Source organism: Enterobacter cloacae complex sp. 2022EL-00981 (assembly GCF_028737495.1).
GTDB classification, from domain to species: Bacteria; Pseudomonadota; Gammaproteobacteria; order Enterobacterales; family Enterobacteriaceae; genus Enterobacter; species Enterobacter cloacae.
Genome location: NZ_JAQZRK010000034.1, coordinates 36,868 through 51,995 on the forward strand (window position 1 = coordinate 36,868; position 15,128 = coordinate 51,995).

Annotated in this window: 14 protein-coding genes and 1 pseudogene; 9 read left to right on the forward strand and 6 right to left on the reverse strand. The window is 56.9% G+C overall.

The genetic code is table 11. The annotated features are described in order from the left end of the window. Positions 1-18: 18 nt before the first annotated feature. From PUZ33_RS21575 to PUZ33_RS21590, 4 genes and pseudogenes are all read left to right on the forward strand, one after another. Positions 19-1,889, forward strand: a pseudogene (locus PUZ33_RS21575) (amidohydrolase). Further along, positions 1,889-2,296 (forward strand): DoxX family protein, encoded by a 408-nt coding sequence (locus PUZ33_RS21580; protein ID WP_058661998.1) that lies wholly within the window; start codon positions 1,889-1,891, stop codon positions 2,294-2,296. Before PUZ33_RS21575 ends, PUZ33_RS21580 begins: the two are co-directional and overlap by 1 nt. Further along, on the forward strand, positions 2,293-3,912 hold the full coding sequence (locus PUZ33_RS21585) for an MFS transporter (RefSeq protein ID WP_013095408.1): 1,620 nt from the start codon (positions 2,293-2,295) through the stop codon (positions 3,910-3,912). The genes PUZ33_RS21580 and PUZ33_RS21585 overlap by 4 nt, the downstream gene beginning before the upstream one ends. A gap of 30 nt (positions 3,913-3,942) precedes the next feature. Continuing rightward, positions 3,943-4,764 carry an alpha/beta fold hydrolase gene (locus PUZ33_RS21590; RefSeq protein ID WP_023293378.1) on the forward strand — a complete coding sequence of 274 codons (822 nt, stop codon included), beginning with the start codon at positions 3,943-3,945 and terminating at the stop codon, positions 4,762-4,764. Here the strand turns inward: PUZ33_RS21590 and PUZ33_RS21595 are convergent. Both PUZ33_RS21595 and PUZ33_RS21600 read right to left on the reverse strand, forming a co-directional pair. Then, entirely contained in the window at positions 4,727-6,148 is a 1,422-nt protein-coding gene (locus tag PUZ33_RS21595) for an MFS transporter (RefSeq protein ID WP_029882208.1), read from the reverse strand. The genes PUZ33_RS21590 and PUZ33_RS21595 overlap by 38 nt on opposite strands. 50 nt (positions 6,149-6,198) lie before the next feature. Beyond that, positions 6,199-7,287, reverse strand: coding sequence for a cellulase family glycosylhydrolase (locus PUZ33_RS21600; protein ID WP_058661999.1), 1,089 nt, complete (start codon positions 7,285-7,287; stop codon positions 6,199-6,201). 185 nt (positions 7,288-7,472) lie between these two features. On the opposite strand from PUZ33_RS21600, the gene PUZ33_RS21605 reads away from it, so the two are divergent. Beyond that, positions 7,473-8,480: a LacI family DNA-binding transcriptional regulator gene (locus tag PUZ33_RS21605; protein WP_274205369.1), complete on the forward strand. Its 1,008-nt coding sequence runs from the start codon at positions 7,473-7,475 to the stop codon at positions 8,478-8,480. Here PUZ33_RS21605 and fosA read toward each other — a convergent pair. After that, positions 8,466-8,891, reverse strand: a complete 426-nt coding sequence (gene fosA / locus PUZ33_RS21610; protein ID WP_023305374.1) for a FosA/FosA2 family fosfomycin resistance glutathione transferase — start codon at positions 8,889-8,891, stop codon at positions 8,466-8,468. The two genes, PUZ33_RS21605 and fosA, sit on opposite strands and share 15 nt — an antisense overlap. Positions 8,892-9,091: 200 nt before the next feature. On the opposite strand from fosA, the gene trpS reads away from it, so the two are divergent. Beyond that, entirely contained in the window at positions 9,092-10,096 is a 1,005-nt protein-coding gene (trpS, locus tag PUZ33_RS21615; RefSeq protein ID WP_058680787.1) for a tryptophan--tRNA ligase, read from the forward strand. Between the two features lie 576 nt (positions 10,097-10,672). After that, positions 10,673-11,044, forward strand: coding sequence for a hypothetical protein (locus PUZ33_RS21620; protein ID WP_058679390.1), 372 nt, complete (start codon positions 10,673-10,675; stop codon positions 11,042-11,044). Between the two features lie 486 nt (positions 11,045-11,530). Here the strand turns inward: PUZ33_RS21620 and PUZ33_RS21625 are convergent, their stop codons facing one another. The 3 genes from PUZ33_RS21625 to PUZ33_RS21635 form a co-directional block, all read right to left on the reverse strand. Beyond that, positions 11,531-11,794, reverse strand: a complete 264-nt coding sequence (locus tag PUZ33_RS21625) for a hypothetical protein (protein ID WP_045902479.1) — start codon at positions 11,792-11,794, stop codon at positions 11,531-11,533. Next, the gene (locus PUZ33_RS21630) at positions 11,769-12,284 is read right to left on the reverse strand and encodes a DUF2778 domain-containing protein (RefSeq protein ID WP_306295015.1); all 516 of its coding nucleotides are present in this window, start codon (positions 12,282-12,284) and stop codon (positions 11,769-11,771) included. The genes PUZ33_RS21625 and PUZ33_RS21630 overlap by 26 nt, the downstream gene beginning before the upstream one ends. Before the next feature lie 180 nt (positions 12,285-12,464). Next, positions 12,465-12,932: a SymE family type I addiction module toxin gene (locus tag PUZ33_RS21635; protein ID WP_072203616.1), complete on the reverse strand. Its 468-nt coding sequence runs from the start codon at positions 12,930-12,932 to the stop codon at positions 12,465-12,467. A 446-nt stretch (positions 12,933-13,378) separates the two neighbouring features. Between PUZ33_RS21635 and PUZ33_RS21640 the strand changes: the two genes are divergently transcribed. Then, positions 13,379-14,392, forward strand: coding sequence for an HNH endonuclease domain-containing protein (locus PUZ33_RS21640; protein WP_038981717.1), 1,014 nt, complete (start codon positions 13,379-13,381; stop codon positions 14,390-14,392). After that, positions 14,392-14,976, forward strand: a complete 585-nt coding sequence (locus PUZ33_RS21645; RefSeq protein WP_038981716.1) for a class I SAM-dependent methyltransferase — start codon at positions 14,392-14,394, stop codon at positions 14,974-14,976. The genes PUZ33_RS21640 and PUZ33_RS21645 overlap by 1 nt, the downstream gene beginning before the upstream one ends. Positions 14,977-15,128 lie beyond the last annotated feature (152 nt).

The following is a 15,128-nucleotide window of genomic DNA, read 5'->3' on the forward strand; positions in this document are numbered from 1 at the left end:
TCTCAGTCAGGAGCAGTTATGGTTACCCTTGGAAAAGCCGATCTCATTCTGGTTAACGGCCAGTTTCACACCGTCGATCGCGAGAATCCTGTGGCGGAAGCCGTCGCCGTGCGCGACGGAAAATTTCTGGAAGTGGGTACCGTCGCCGAGGTGATGCAACACCACTGCGACGGCACTAAAGTGGTGGATTTAAAAGGCCACACCGCCATCCCCGGCCTGAACGACTCCCACCTGCACCTCATTCGCGGCGGGCTGAACTACAACCTCGAGCTGCGCTGGGAAGGCGTGCCGTCTCTGGCCGATGCCCTGCGGATGCTGAAAGAACAAGCCCTGCGCACGCCATCGCCCCAGTGGGTGCGCGTGGTGGGCGGCTGGAGCGAGTTCCAGTTTGCCAACGCCGCATGCCAACCCTGGACGAAATCAACGACGCCGCGCCGGACACCCCGGTCTTTATCCTGCACCTCTACGACCGCGCCCTGCTCAACCGCGCCGCGCTGAAGGTGGTTGGCTACACCAAAGACACGCCAAACCCGCCGGGCGGCGAGATCCAGCGCGACGCCAACGGCAACCCGACCGGGATGCTGATCGCCCGTCCGAACGCCATGATCCTCTACGCCACGCTGGCCAAAGGGCCGAAGCTGCCGCTGGAGCAGCAGGTTAACTCCACCCGCCAGTTTATGCGCGAGCTGAACCGTCTGGGGCTGACCAGCGCCATCGACGCGGGCGGCGGCTTCCAGAACTACCCGGAAGATTACGAGGTGATTGCCGAGCTGCACGAGAAGAAGCAGATGACCGTCCGCATCGCCTACAACCTCTTTACCCAGCGTCCGGGCCACGAGCTGGAAGACTTTGAGAAATGGACCGACATGCTCACGCCGGGCCAGGGCAGCGACTTCTTCCGCCATAACGGCGCGGGCGAGATGCTGGTCTTCTCCGCCGCCGATTTTGAAGATTTCCTCGAACCACGCCCGGATCTCGCACCAGGCATGGAGGATGAGCTGGAGCGCGTGGTTCGCCATCTGGTAGAGCACCGCTGGCCGTTCCGCCTGCACGCCACCTACAACGAGTCCATCAGCCGCATGCTGGACGTGTTCGAAAAAGTTAACCGCGATATTCCGTTCAACGGCCTGCACTGGTTCTTCGACCATGCGGAGACTGTCACCCAGGCCAACATCGACCGCATCAAAGCGCTCGGCGGCGGCATTGCCGTGCAGCACCGTATGGCCTTCCAGGGCGAATACTTTGCCGAGCGTTACGGTATTGAAGCCACCCGCCATACGCCACCGGTGGCAAAAATGCTCGAGACTGGCGTGCCGGTGGGTTTAGGCACCGATGCCACCCGCGTGGCGAGCTACAACCCGTGGACCGCCCTCTACTGGCTGGTCTCTGGCCGCACCGTCGGCGGGATGCAGATGTACGATCACAGCGCCCGTCTGGATCGCGACACCGCCCTGATGCTCTGGACCCAGGGCAGCGCATGGTTCTCCAGCGAACAAAACCAGAAGGGGCAGATCAAAGTCGGTCAGCTCGCCGACCTGGCGGTGCTGAGCAAAGACTACTTCCGCGTGCCGGAAGAGGAGATCAAGGGCATCGAATCCGTCCTGACGGTGGTCAACGGCGATATCGTCTACGCCGCAGGCAGCTTTGGCCCGCTGGCCCCGCCGGCCATTCCGGTCCTGCCTGAGTGGTCCCCGGTGGTGAAGGTGCCGGGCCACTACCGCAGCGCGCCGCCGCAGGCCACACGCGTGGGTATGAACGCCGTCCACCACTGCAGCGGCCCGTGCGGGGTGCACAGCCACCAGCATGATTTTGCGCGCACGTCAGAGATACCGGTGTCGGACGATAACGCATTCTGGGGGGCGCTGGGCTGCAGCTGCTTTGCATTCTGATGAAAAACACCTTTGCTCCGTCCCGGGTAGACCTGGGGCTGTTTTTCCTGCGTCTGACCGGCAGCCTGCTGTTGCTGTACGTGCACGGCCTGCCGAAGGTGCTGCACTTCAGCGAAGAGCTGACGCGCATTGAAGATCCGTTCGGCTTAGGGCCCTGGGCGAGCCTGATCCCGGCGATTGTCGCCGAGGTGATCTGCCCGCTGTTTATCATTGCGGGCGTCTACACCCGCCTGGCGTGCCTGCCGATTATTGCCGTACTGCTGGTGGCGATGCTGGCGGTTCACCCCAACTGGTCGATTGCCGAAGGGCAGTTTGGCTGGCTGCTGCTGATTATCTTCACTACCCTTGCCCTCACCGGGCCGGGCCAGTGGCGGCTGCAGCGTAAGGTAACGGAGAAATTTGCATGACCCAGGTTAACGACGTTCGTGACGCCCACGTCGAGACGACGCCCGCACCGACGGTTTCGCCCTGGCAGCCGCTGAGCCAGCCGGTGTTCCGCATGCTGTGGATCGCCACGGTGGTCTCTAACGTCGGCTCATGGATGAGCGACGTCGGTATTAACTGGAGCATGCTGAGCCTGAGCGCCGATCCGCTGGATATCGCGCTGGTACAGGCGGCCAGCAGCCTGCCGATGTTCCTCTTCGCCCTGCCGTCCGGGGTGATGGCGGACATCGTCGACCGACGTAAATACCTGCTCTTCTCCCAGCTGTGGGTGTTCATCGCCGCCGCCGGGCTGGCGGTGCTCTCCTTCACCGGCCACGTCACGCCTGCGGTTCTGCTGGTGACGACGTTTCTGCTGAGCGTGGGGGCGGCGATGAGCTCGCCGCCGTTCCAGGCGGTGGTGCCCGACCTGGTGAGCAAGCCGGAGCTGGGTGCCGCCGTGGCGCTCAACTCGCTCGGGGTGAACATCAGCCGGGCGATTGGCCCTGCGCTGGGCGGTTTTCTGCTGTCACTGGCCGGGCCGTGGATGGTGTTTGCCCTGAACGCGCTCTCCGTGGTCGGCGTGGCGTGGGTGCTGTGGCGCTGGCGCCCCGCACCGACAGTGCAGCGTCTGCCGCCGGAGCACTTCTTCTCGGCGGTGCGCTCTGGCATCCGTTACGTACACGCCGCGCCGGTGCTGCGCAATGTGCTGGTGCGCACGGTGGCCTTCTTCGTTTTCGGCAGCGCGGGCTGGGCCCTGCTGCCGCTGGTGGCGCGTCGCGAGCTGGGCTTAGGCCCCGCGGGCTACGGCGTGATGCTGGCGTGCATTGGCCTGGGGGCGATTGCCGGGGCCATCCTGCTGCCGCGACTGCGCCAGCGGCTGAACGCCGACCGCCTGATGGTGGCTGCCAGCCTGACGTTTGCTCTTACTATGCTGGCGCTGGCGTTCGTACGCCACTTCTGGCTGCTGAACCTGTTTGAGTTTTTCACCGGCTTCGCGTGGATTGCGGTGCTCTCTACCCTCAACCTCGGCGCGCAGCGCAGCGCGGCACGCTGGGTGAAAGCCCGCGCACTGGCGGTTTATCTGACGGTGTTCTTCGGCTCGATGACCGCAGGCAGCGCCCTCTGGGGACAGATCGCTTCGCAGTTTGGCACCCCGACTTCGCTGGTGGTCGCCACGCTGGGAATGGTGCTGGCGAGCGCGACGGTGTTCCGCTGGAAGCTGGAGAAAGATCCTGATTTAAATCTCGACCTCAGCGGCCAGCCGCTGGACGGCGTGGAGATCGACCTGCCGAACGAGCGCGGCCCGGTGCTGGTGTCGCACGAGTACATCATCGACCCGCACAACGCGAAAGCGTTTTTGCAGGCAGTGCACGAGCTGCGCCGGGTGCGCCGCCGCGCCGGAGCGATGAGCTGGGCGGTGTACGAGGATATCGAACGCCCCGGACTGTTTATCGAGACCTTCCTGATGGGCTCCTGGATTGAGCATCTGCGCCAGCAGGAGCGCCACACCATGAATGACCTCCTGCTGCAGAGCCGCGTTCTGGCTTTTCATCAGGGCACAACATCACCGGCTATTCGCTACCTGGTCGCGCCGGTATAACCATAACCATCACCTGTACAGGAACACACTATGGCAACGTTTAAGGCAAAAGACGGCACGCAGATTTACTACAAAGATTGCGGCGCGGGTAAACCGGTTCTCTTCAGCCACGGCTGGCCGCTGGACGGCGACATGTGGGACAGCCAGCTGAACTATCTGGCCGAACGCGGCTTCCGCGCCATCGCCTTTGACCGTCGCGGTTTTGGCCGCTCGGATCAGCCGTGGAACGGCTACGACTACGATACCTTTGCGTCCGATATCAACGACCTGATTACCACCCTGGACCTGCAGGACGTGACGCTGGTGGGCTTCTCCATGGGCGGCGGCGATGTGACCCGCTACATCAATAACTACGGCAGCGCACGCGTGGCCGGTCTGGCGCTGCTGGGCGCGGTCACGCCGATCTTCGGCAAATCGGACTCCTTCCCGCAGGGTGTGGATCAGAGCGTGTTCGACGGTATTCGCGACGGCCTGCGTAAAGATCGCGCCCAGTTCATCAGCGACTTCGCCACCCCGTTCTACGGCATCAATGCCGGGCAGACCGTCTCTGCCGGTGCCCTGACCCAAACGCTTAACATCGCCCTGCTGGCGTCACTGAAGGGCACCATCGACTGCGTGACCGCGTTCGGCGAAACCGACTTCCGCCCGGATATGGCGAAAATCGATGTGCCGACGCTGGTGATCCACGGCAGTAACGACCAGATCGTGCCGTTTGAAAGCACCGGCAAGCTGGCGGCAGAGATGATCAAAAACGCCACGCTGAAGGTGTACGACAACGCGCCGCACGGCTTCGCGCTGACCCACCAGGACCAGCTCAACGAAGATCTGCTGGCGTTTGTGAAGTCGCTGTAATTTTCTGTAGGCCGGGTAAGGCGCAGCCGCCACCCGGCGCTTTCGCAGACGCGTTCCGCTCCGCCAGCAGCCGACAAATCTCCGCATGCTTCTCCTCGGTAAAGGTAAAGCGCGACATAAAGCCCATGCGGATCAACGAGCCAATCGCCGGTAACAAACAAATCCCGAAGAACAGTCCCGACAGCACGCCTTGGCTCTGAAGTTGCGCCTGCGGCACGTAACCGATCATCGTCAGAAACACGCCGATTAACCCACCGCCCACCGCCACCGACATCTTGCCGGTAAAGGTCTGCCCGGAGAAGGTGATCGCCGCGCAGCGCTTGTGGGTGTGGTACTCCGCGTACTCAATGGTGTCGGCAATCATCGACGAGGTGAGGATGTTGGTCATCATCACGAACAGCGTGCTCAGGCCGAGCAGAATAAAAAGCATCGTCACCTGCTGATACCCGATGAACCACATCACCACGCGCACCGCCACGTCCAGCCCGCAGAGGATCATAAACAGCTTCCGCTTCTGCATCCGGCGCGTCAGCATTGGGGCCACCAGGCACAACACCGCCGCCACAATCCCCATCACGCCAATCGCCATCTGCAGGCTGCCGTCGCCCAGGTTATTGATAAAGAAGTAGATATACAGCCCGCCCGCCACGTTGTGGAACACGCAGAAAAAGAACGACAGCAGGACAATAAACAGCGGCTTGTTCTGACGCAGGTTGTGGAAGGTGTCGCGGATGGTCACCTTTTCCGGGCTCGGCGGCACGCGCTCTTTGATCTGCATAAAGCCGTTGAGCATCAGCGGCAGGCCCACCAGCATCATCACCAGCGCCGCCATAAAGTAGCCTTTATCATTGCTGTACTGGGCGAAGAACGCCGCCAGCTTCGGGAAGAAGATGTTGGCGCAGGCAATCCCCGCGTTCACCCCGAGCATCGCCGCCGTCACCGCGCGGGTGCGCTGGGCGGAGTCGTTGGTCATCACCGACGACATTGACCAGAACGGGATATCGGAGATGGCATACAGCGTCCCCCACAGGATGTAGGTCACCCCGGCGTAGAGGATTTTGGTGGTCATGTCTGCTTCGATTTTATAGAACGACAGCAGCGTGACGCCGGTGATCAGCAAAGGCGCAATCAGCAAAAAGTGGCGAAACTTGCCGAACCGGCTGTTAATGGTATCCATGATGCTGGCAAACAGCGGATCGTGAACCGCGTCCCACGCGCGGGCAATCAGGAAGATGGTACTGGCCGCCAGCGCCGAGATCCCCAGCACGTCGGTGTAAAAATAGTTAATAAACGAACCTACTAAACCAAAGCTAAAACACTGACCTAAACCATAGCCAAAATAAGACCACAACTCGCGAGACGGTATTTTCATTGTCATTGCCATTGTTATATGCCTGCCTGGTTGCCCGGCGGTCGGCCGCCGGGTCGATATTATTAGCCCTGAACTTTCGGGGCGATCTTGCGCAGCTGCTGCATTAATGCGATTTCACGGCGTGAGAACGGAATGCCGTTCTCCTCGAACACGTCGTGGAACCAGAGGCGGCAGTAGTCCGTGGACTCCTTCATCACCACCGGCCACGGCAGCCACGTCTGGGTTTTGCCGCGCACCAGCCCCCACTGATACGGCGCGACCTTCGCCGCGTACATCAGCGGTAGCTGCTCCTCGATGGTGCTACCCACGTGGCGCGCCAGCCATTCGGTGCAGAACAGCGGTCGACCAAGCTTTTGCAGCTGCTGGATAATCGCCGTCATGCGGCCGGTGTGGGTGTAGGCGTGGAAGCTCACCACGTCCGAGAGTGCCAGTGCGGTCTGGTCCAGCGGATGCTGGAAGAACGTCTCGCCCTCCTCTTCCGGCGGCAGACGCCACGCGCAGACGGTGAGCGGCTGGGTCGGGTCTTCTTCACGCACCCACTTGAACGCCAGCTTCATCAACTCGTGCGCGCAGGTCTCCAGCTTCGCGTCGTACTGCACCTCCTGCGTGCCAGTCGCGAAAATGCCGCGGTTGCCCGGCTCGTTATAGAGATCCCACAGCAGCACGCGCTTATCGTCGCGGAACTGGCGGACAACGTCGCGGATATAGCGTTCAATGTTTGCCCAGCAGTCAGGATCGCACACCTTGTCGCGCCCCGGGCTCGCCGCCGCCTGACTGTTGTGCTTGCCCGGTACCGGCGGCTTTTGCGGGCCGAGGTACGGCTCGTCGCCGGAGAAACCGCAGTCGTCCATCAGGGTCAGCATGGTGCTGAAGCCATGACCGTCGGCAATCGTCAAAAAGCGGTCGATGCGCGCCATCAGCCCGTCGCGGTCATGCTCCCAGACGATAAACGGCAGGTTGATGCGCAGGGTGTTATAACCCGCCTCTGCCGCCCAGCCCAGCTCGCGCTCGATGGTGGCGGCATCGAAGGTCTCTTCCTGCCAGATATCGGTCCAGTTCACCGCCGTCGACGGCAGGTAATTAAACCCGCACAGCCAGCCTTTCTGCTGATACCACGCCTGTGCCTGCTCCCTGCTCCACTGCTCTTTCATTACGTGTCCTCTTACTGATAATATTTAGCTAATAAATATTAGCTGCGGGATAAATGCGCAAATCACGGCGTTTAGAAAAGCGACGGCCCTCACAAAGTTCACGCTTCGATGAATGAGAAACGTGATCGACGGCGCTAAAGCGTGCGGTTAGGGTATGATGCGAAATCGCGAAAGGGAGAGGACGGATGAAGCGAAAAACGAAAGTGACGATGAACGATATTGCGCGGGCGGCAGGGGTATCGCAGGCGACGGTATCGCTGGTGCTTAACCAGTCCCGCAACATCAAGCTCAGCGACGACACCCGCCAGCGGGTGATTAACGTGGCCACTGAGCTCGGCTACGACCGCCTCCCCGCCGTTCACGCCCCGCGCAACCAGGAAGAGATCGCCCTGCTGGTGAGCTCCATGCAGAGCTTCGACCCGTTTATCGACGCCATCAGTCAGGCACGGGAAGCGGCGTGGCGCAACGAAACCCTGCTCACCGTCTACGACTACGGCGACGACATCGAGCTGGCGCTGAACATCATCCGCCAGCTGGAGAAACGCAACTGCATCGGGATTATCCTCGCCTCCCCGGTCACCACGCTGGTGGACATGACGGCATTCCAGGACTGCACCCGCATCCCACTTGTGCTGCTTAACCAGCGCGACCCCGGCTCGCCGCTGCTGCCGTCGTTTATCCCGGACGACTACGCCAACGCCTTCCAGGTGACTAAACACCTTATCGCCTGCGGGGCCACGCGCATCGCCCACATCACCGGGGAAAGCTGGATGGAAGCCTCGCGCCAGCGTCTGGCGGGCTACCAGGCCGCGCTGCAGCAGGCCGGACTCGCGTGCGACGACGACCTGGTGCGCCAGACCAACTGGCAGTTCAGCGAGTCCTTTACCGCCACCACCTCCCTGCTGGAACTGGCCGAGCGCCCGGACGCCATCTTCTGCGCCAGCGACTGGCTGGCGATTGGCTGCTATCAGGCGCTGGCGGTGAACGGCGTGCGCATCCCGCAGGATATGCTGCTGGCGGGCTACGACGACCAGAAGATCTCCGAGCAGCTCCCCCCGCCGCTGACCAGTATCCAGCTGCCCTACAGCGAGCTGGGACGGCTGGCGGTGGAGTACCTGTGTAATCAGGAAGATGCCGCCACGCACGTGACGCTGGCGGGCAGGCTGAAGGTACGCGCCTCAAGCCCCGTCTGAGGTAAACACCATGCCCGCATAGGGCTTCTCGCGACACGCCGCCAGCCGCGCGGCGAGGCTGCCCACGTGCAGCTCCAGCTTGTGCCCGTCCGGGTCGAGAAAATAGAACGACGCCCCCTCGCTTTTGTTCTGCTTCCAGACGGTGACGCCCGCCTGCTCAAGCCTGTGCGAGAACGGTTCAAAATCTTCTTCCGCCACGGTAAACGCGTAGTGGGTGTAGTCGCTCTCCTGCGGCGGCACATACTGGCGCGCCTCGTCGTACGACAGGCAGACCCACAGATCGCCACAGGTGAGATAGGCCCCTGTATTCCAGCGGGCGTGCAGCGCAAGCCCCAGCAGCTCGTGCCAGAAGGTGACGCTTTTTTGCAGGTCGCTGACCGCGAGGGTCAGGTGGTTGAGTGATTGCAGCATGACGTGCCCTTTTGTTTTTCGCGCCGGACGTGATACGGTAAAAGCATGAACATAAACCACGACGTGCTCACCGTAAACCGCTGGTGGCTGCCTTCTTAAAGGCGGCACGGAGTAGTTTTCCTCATTTTTCAGATAGCCGCCGAAAGGCGGCTTTCTCACATCTAAGACCCCTTTCGGCAATTGCACATTAAGGAGTCTTTATGAACGCACCAACCATCCTCACCGGCGACCGCCCAACCGGCCCGCTGCACCTCGGCCACTTCGTCGGATCGCTGCGCCAGCGCGTGGCGTTGCAGCAGACGCACAACCAGTTTGTGCTGATTGCCGACCTGCAGGGGCTGACCGACAACGGCAGTAACCCGCAGAAGATCCGCGACAACATTCCCGAAGTGCTGGCCGACTACCTCGCCGCCGGCATCGACCCGAACCTGACCACGATTTGCCTGCAGTCCGCCCTGCCCGCCCTCGCCGAGCTGACGATGTTGTATATGAACATCGTCACCGTCGCCCGCGTGGAGCGTAACCCGACGGTGAAAAACGAGATTGCGCAGAAGGGCTTCGCCCGCTCGCTGCCGGTCGGGTTTATGGCCTACCCCATCAGCCAGGCGGCAGACATCACCGCGTTCAAGGCCGAGTGCGTGCCCGTCGGCGACGACCAGCTGCCGATGATTGAGCAGACCAACGAGATTGTGCACAAGATGAACAGCCTGCTGCCCGCCCCGGTGCTGCGCCACTGCAAGGCGATGCTGAGCGACACCAGCCGCCTGCCCGGCATCGACGGCAGCGCCAAGATGTCGAAATCGCTGGGCAACACGCTGCACCTTTCTGCCAGCGAAGAGACCATTCACCGTGCGGTCAGCGCCATGTACACCGACCCGAACCACCTGAAGGTAAGCGACCCGGGGCAGATTGAGGGGAACGTGGTGTTTACGTATCTCGACGCGTTTCATCCGGACAAGGACAAAGTGGCGGCGATGAAGGTGCACTATCAGGCAGGCGGGCTGGGCGACCGGGTGTGTAAGAACGAGCTGGAGGCGTGTTTGCAGGAGCTGATTGCGCCGATGCGGGAGCGGAGGGCGATGTATATGCAGGACAAGGGGGAGCTGATGGCGATGCTGAAGCGCGGCACGGAACGGGCGCAGGGGGTGACGCAGGAGACGTTGAGGGAGGTGAAGGTTGGGCTGGGGATGCCGGTGTTTAGTTAAAGTCGATTTAGCGGTGGAGTGCGTGGGAAGAGCACGAAGCCGCTTTGTAGCCGATTAAAATAATAGTTAAAGCGCAAGAGTCTCTTAAATGCATTTTTAGCTAATGTCGTTTGTTATTCTGTTGAGAGCGCTATATTCATAGATTCTTTATATTTTTCGAACGTTGTAGAAAATGTTATGAGCAAGTTTATTATTTCCATGCTGAATACATTACTTTGTGTTTTTGTGATTGTGTTATGCCTCATATGCGTGGGCGTCACTGATAACTGGAAAGAATGCACTATAGCTATAATCATTACTTTAGGATGCGCACATTTCATGGCCGTTTTACTGAATCGTGTATTGCCTCATAAGTTATCTATTTTAGAAGGAATACTTGAATTATTGGGAGGACCACTATTAGTAATAGGCACAATTGTGTGCTTTGATGTATTCGAACCTTGGCCGCTAAAAATCATTGGGATGTTTGCGTGGATTGTTTTGATTTTCTTTGTACCTTCAATAATAAGTCCCAGGCGTTAATTCGGTCTCTTTATAAATATCTGCGCCATTTCTTCCCCCATGGAATCCAACATAATGAATCCCACTCTTTCGCAGGTCATAGAAGTTGTACGTCAGTCCTCAGGACATCATCGCAAGCGCATTGATGAGAACACCCTGATCGAAGCCGACCTCGATATATGCGGCATGGATGGCGATGCCCTGATTGAAGACTGCGAGGACGCGTTTGGCGTTACGCTCGTCACTGAAGAAGATGGTTATGAGAAAACTTTTTCTCTCGCTGAAAACGAGTTTCTTTTTAGCACCGAGGGCATAGATTACTTTGGTATCTGCCGTTTAATTCGCAGGTTGCGAGGCATTCCCGAACCTGTGATACGCGATTTAACCGTTGGCGAACTCCATGCTGTATTGGTTAAGGCTGTGAAAGAGCAGATAAAACACGAGTGATTTTTTCTTACTACGGGCATGGGATACATGCCCGTTACCTATCACTTTGGTCAGTTCAATGTCACCCGTAACCGTATTGAAGTTCAGATAGAAAAAATCTGCGTTTAACCGTTCGGGTGTCGACCAGACCTCCTTCACTTCCAGGCTACGCTTTTTCTTCACATACCCTAACGTTTCGAGATAAGCGCGCAACGGCGCAGCACTGGTAGCGCCTTTAAAAATGATACTGTTTGAAGGTTCGTAACCATCGCCCGAATGCGCCTCAAAATAATAGTCGTCCGTTACTTTAGGGGCGTTTTCAATCTCCCTGTCTGTCAGCAGGTGGTAGTGGAAAAAATCGTTTTCTGTATAAACAGTCGTGTCATCAGAACCTTATACCACAAGCCAGACAAACAGCCATCCGAGGATAAATACCATGGCAGTCGAAAGTACGCACCACTTCAGGACTTTTGACGGGATTGTCGAAAAAATCTTTAATGAAATATCTCATGCCCGTTTCAGGCTGCATATCTTTCGGATGGCGAACATCAGTAGCGCGGTAACCACGACCATCATTCCACCCAACACCCACAGGAATGATGGGTCTGCTTCACCATCAGCAAACCCCAGACCGGTACGATTTAAAAAATCATTGCTGGCTTGAGATAAGTAATCGAGTAAGCCTCCCAAAGGAAACAGGACAATAAAGAAGGAAGCAATGAGGCATGCCAGGCCAATCAGGATATTATTTTTTAACTTTGCATGAAGCATAATCGACCCTTCCTGTTACATCTATACGCCCATATGCCATCAACCCTTTGCCACCAGGAACACGAATCTTCTTACGTGCGAGCAAAGATTGTCTGACCAGCTGAAAATCAGGGATATTATAGAACGTTATGCATCCCCACGACTCTCCTTCGCCATTCGGCCTCAATGGGTGAAGCCTAAATGATCCTCTGTCGACCCCATTCACAAATACGTTATCAGCCATGGTCGATGCATTAAACAAGCCGAACCATTCAGAATGATCGGTCCCGTTCTTTAAGTCTTTTACAAATCGCCCAACACGATTAGCAACACTTCCTTCCGGTGAATCAACGATCCAATATGTACCCACCGGTAACGCAGCATTCCTGATAAAGGCGCACTCTGCAATATTGGTTACGGGTTCGACACCTGAAAAAACAGGAAATGCCCCAACCCCATAGACGTGTAATGTCAATGTTCTTCCATCTGCGGAGACATCGTTGTAATCCATCCTACAAATTTGCATAGCAATCTCCCTGTCGCTTTGCGGAGAATGTTACAACCGTTTTATTGGGTGTACCAGCGGAATTAGATAATTCATTTAAAAAAGAAAAATACGGACACGTGTATTCAAGCCCGTATTAACCTATCCTTTTACATGATTACAGAAGGGATATTTTAGATATTATTCTTACTCTGCCAGACCATTTCTGCGCTTCACCATAGGTATATCCCCAGTATCATTCAACGCGCCCGGAAATGTTTTTAACCACTGCGCGACTTTCTGTTTATTTATATTCACCACACTCATCCCTTCCAGACATCCCCATAATTCTCTTGTATGCTGTGGCGTAATCACAATGCAGTCTTTCATGGCGCGGATTTTTACCGGCATACCGTTGATAAAGCCTGCACGGGTTAACCAGTCGCCGCCCAAAAGAAGGTATTTCATGTCTATGCGTGCATACAGTTCGCAGCAGGCTGCACTGTCCTGCGGCGTTTCCGCGCGGGGATGAACGGGTGCCGCGTTGGGCGGGTTGCCGTGAAGGCGGCGGGCACTGTTTTTGCGTACCAGCTCGCGGTTTTCAATCATGCCGGTGAAAGCGTCTGATTCTGTTTTGCAAACAGTAAACTCTGGCTTAAAATTCGTCGCAGCCATTTTCAACTCCTCGATAGTTGGTTGTGGTTAGCGGTATGGGGGTGTTGCAGCACCTTCATATCGCGAATTCTTCGTTAAATATTCCTCGATACTTCCTTTGCCGTTCGGCGTAATTTCTGATGCTCATTATACAGGGCTGAATATAAATACAGCAGTTTGGTGTGGAGTAAATTTGGAATTTGCGAGGGGGATTCAGGAAATAGGGTTTTAATTCGAGAAATGACAACGCTTCGTCTGGAAATCACTACAACTCACCTCCTCCAGATATCTGTTCGTTCGCACCTGGCGCTAATGCCGCATCGGTTGCCACCACGCCTTTCTCACATATCTCTCAAAAATTCATCAAACCTATAGATTAACGATTTACATCACCCTGATTTTGTTATGTGATCCTGTTACAGGCTTTAGTAACGCCCTGCCCAGCCAACCGTAACAGGACTTCATCGATGGAATTTTATCAGGCCGATCCGACGCTTGAGAACTACTGGCGTGGTGTGATCCTCTTTGGAAGGAACGTCGCATCTTACAAATTTGCGCTGGCGTCAGCGTTGTATGAAGTGGATAAAACAGGCAGCGATTTGATTACGCTCGACCAGCTTGCCGTGCCGTTCAGCCGCTATCTTTGCGAACATCTGAAGCATGCGCCAAAACAGATCACCTCCCGCAGCAGTCAATTTCTGGAAACCTGCCTGAAGTTCAACAGAGGTGAAATCACCCACGCTCAGCTCATTGAAGCGACGGTGCGCCTTGGCTTTAACAACGTGATCGATGCCTTTCATTACGTGAACCAGGGTGAGATCGAAAAACGTTTTTTCCTCGATGAGCGCAAAACCCACAACGGGATCCGCCTGACGGATAACTTCTTTTTACTGAGCGAACGCCTGCAGTATAAAAACCTCGCCTTTGAAACTAATGCCCGCTGGAACCTGGTAGAACAGGCCTGGTCTATGGGGATTTCACGTAACCTTGTGGGCGTGGAGTTCGATGAAGATAATCAGCTGTTGTTCACGAGGGTAAATGCGCGTCGCGTAGACATCACCAGCTGTCGCGACAGCCTGAATGGTTACCAGAAAGGACGATGTTTTTACTGCTTTAAACCCATCAGTCTGGTACCGGGAGACGCAGAACTGGCGGACGTCGACCACTTTATTCCCTGGGCTGCCCGCCAAGAAGTGAGCAATATTAACGGCGTATGGAACTTAGTGCTGGCCTGTCGGTGTTGTAACCGTGGCGTTGAAGGCAAATCTGCACGCATTCCCGAGCTCAGGCTCCTGCAGCGGTTACACACACGCAATGAGTATTTTATTCAGAGCAAACTGCCGTTACATGAGACGATTGTTCTACAGACAGGGCAACGTCCTGAAGCACGGAGAAGCTTTCTTCAGCGTAACTGGCAGGCCGCGCTGGACAAACTTATCCATACCTGGAAACCCAACGCGGAAGGCGAGGCAACGTTTTAATGACACTTCACTACTATCAGAATCACGCACAGGATTTCTTCGATGGCACGGTCAATGTCGATATGACCGCGCTCTACGACGCCTTCACGCAACAACTGCCTAATGGTGCCCGGGTTCTGGATGCGGGCTGTGGTTCTGGTCGGGACGCAAAAGCCTTTCATGAAATGGGTTATCTGGTGGATGCTTTTGATGCCTCTTCCGCGATGGTGGAGCTGGCAAGGCAACATACCGGGCTACCCGTGCAGCTGACGACATTTTCAGAGATCGACGCTAAAGCGCAGTACGATGGGATCTGGTGCTGTGCCTCTTTGCTGCATGTCCCCTCTTCTGAGTTGCCTGCGGTGATGCAGAAGCTTGCGGATGCGCTTAAGCCTGGCGGCGTCTGGTACGTGTCCTTTAAGTATGGCAACGGTGAGCGTGTGCAGGGTGAAAGACGGTTTACGGATCTGGATGAAGAGGGGTTGCGGGAGTTATTGAAGGCGGTTCCGGGGATTGAGATAGCTTCGCTGTGGGCGACTCAGGATAACCGCCCGGACAGGGATGAGACATGGCTGAATGGGATATTACGAAAAACCGCCGCTTGATCAACACGTAGTTCTAATCGATAGGGTGAATCGCCACGGGTTTAACAGACACCTCAGAGTCATTTAAGATGGCTTAAAGAGAGGTGCCCATGAGCGGTAAGCGTTATCCCGAAGAGTTTAAAACTGAAGCAGTCAAACAGGTTGTTGATCGC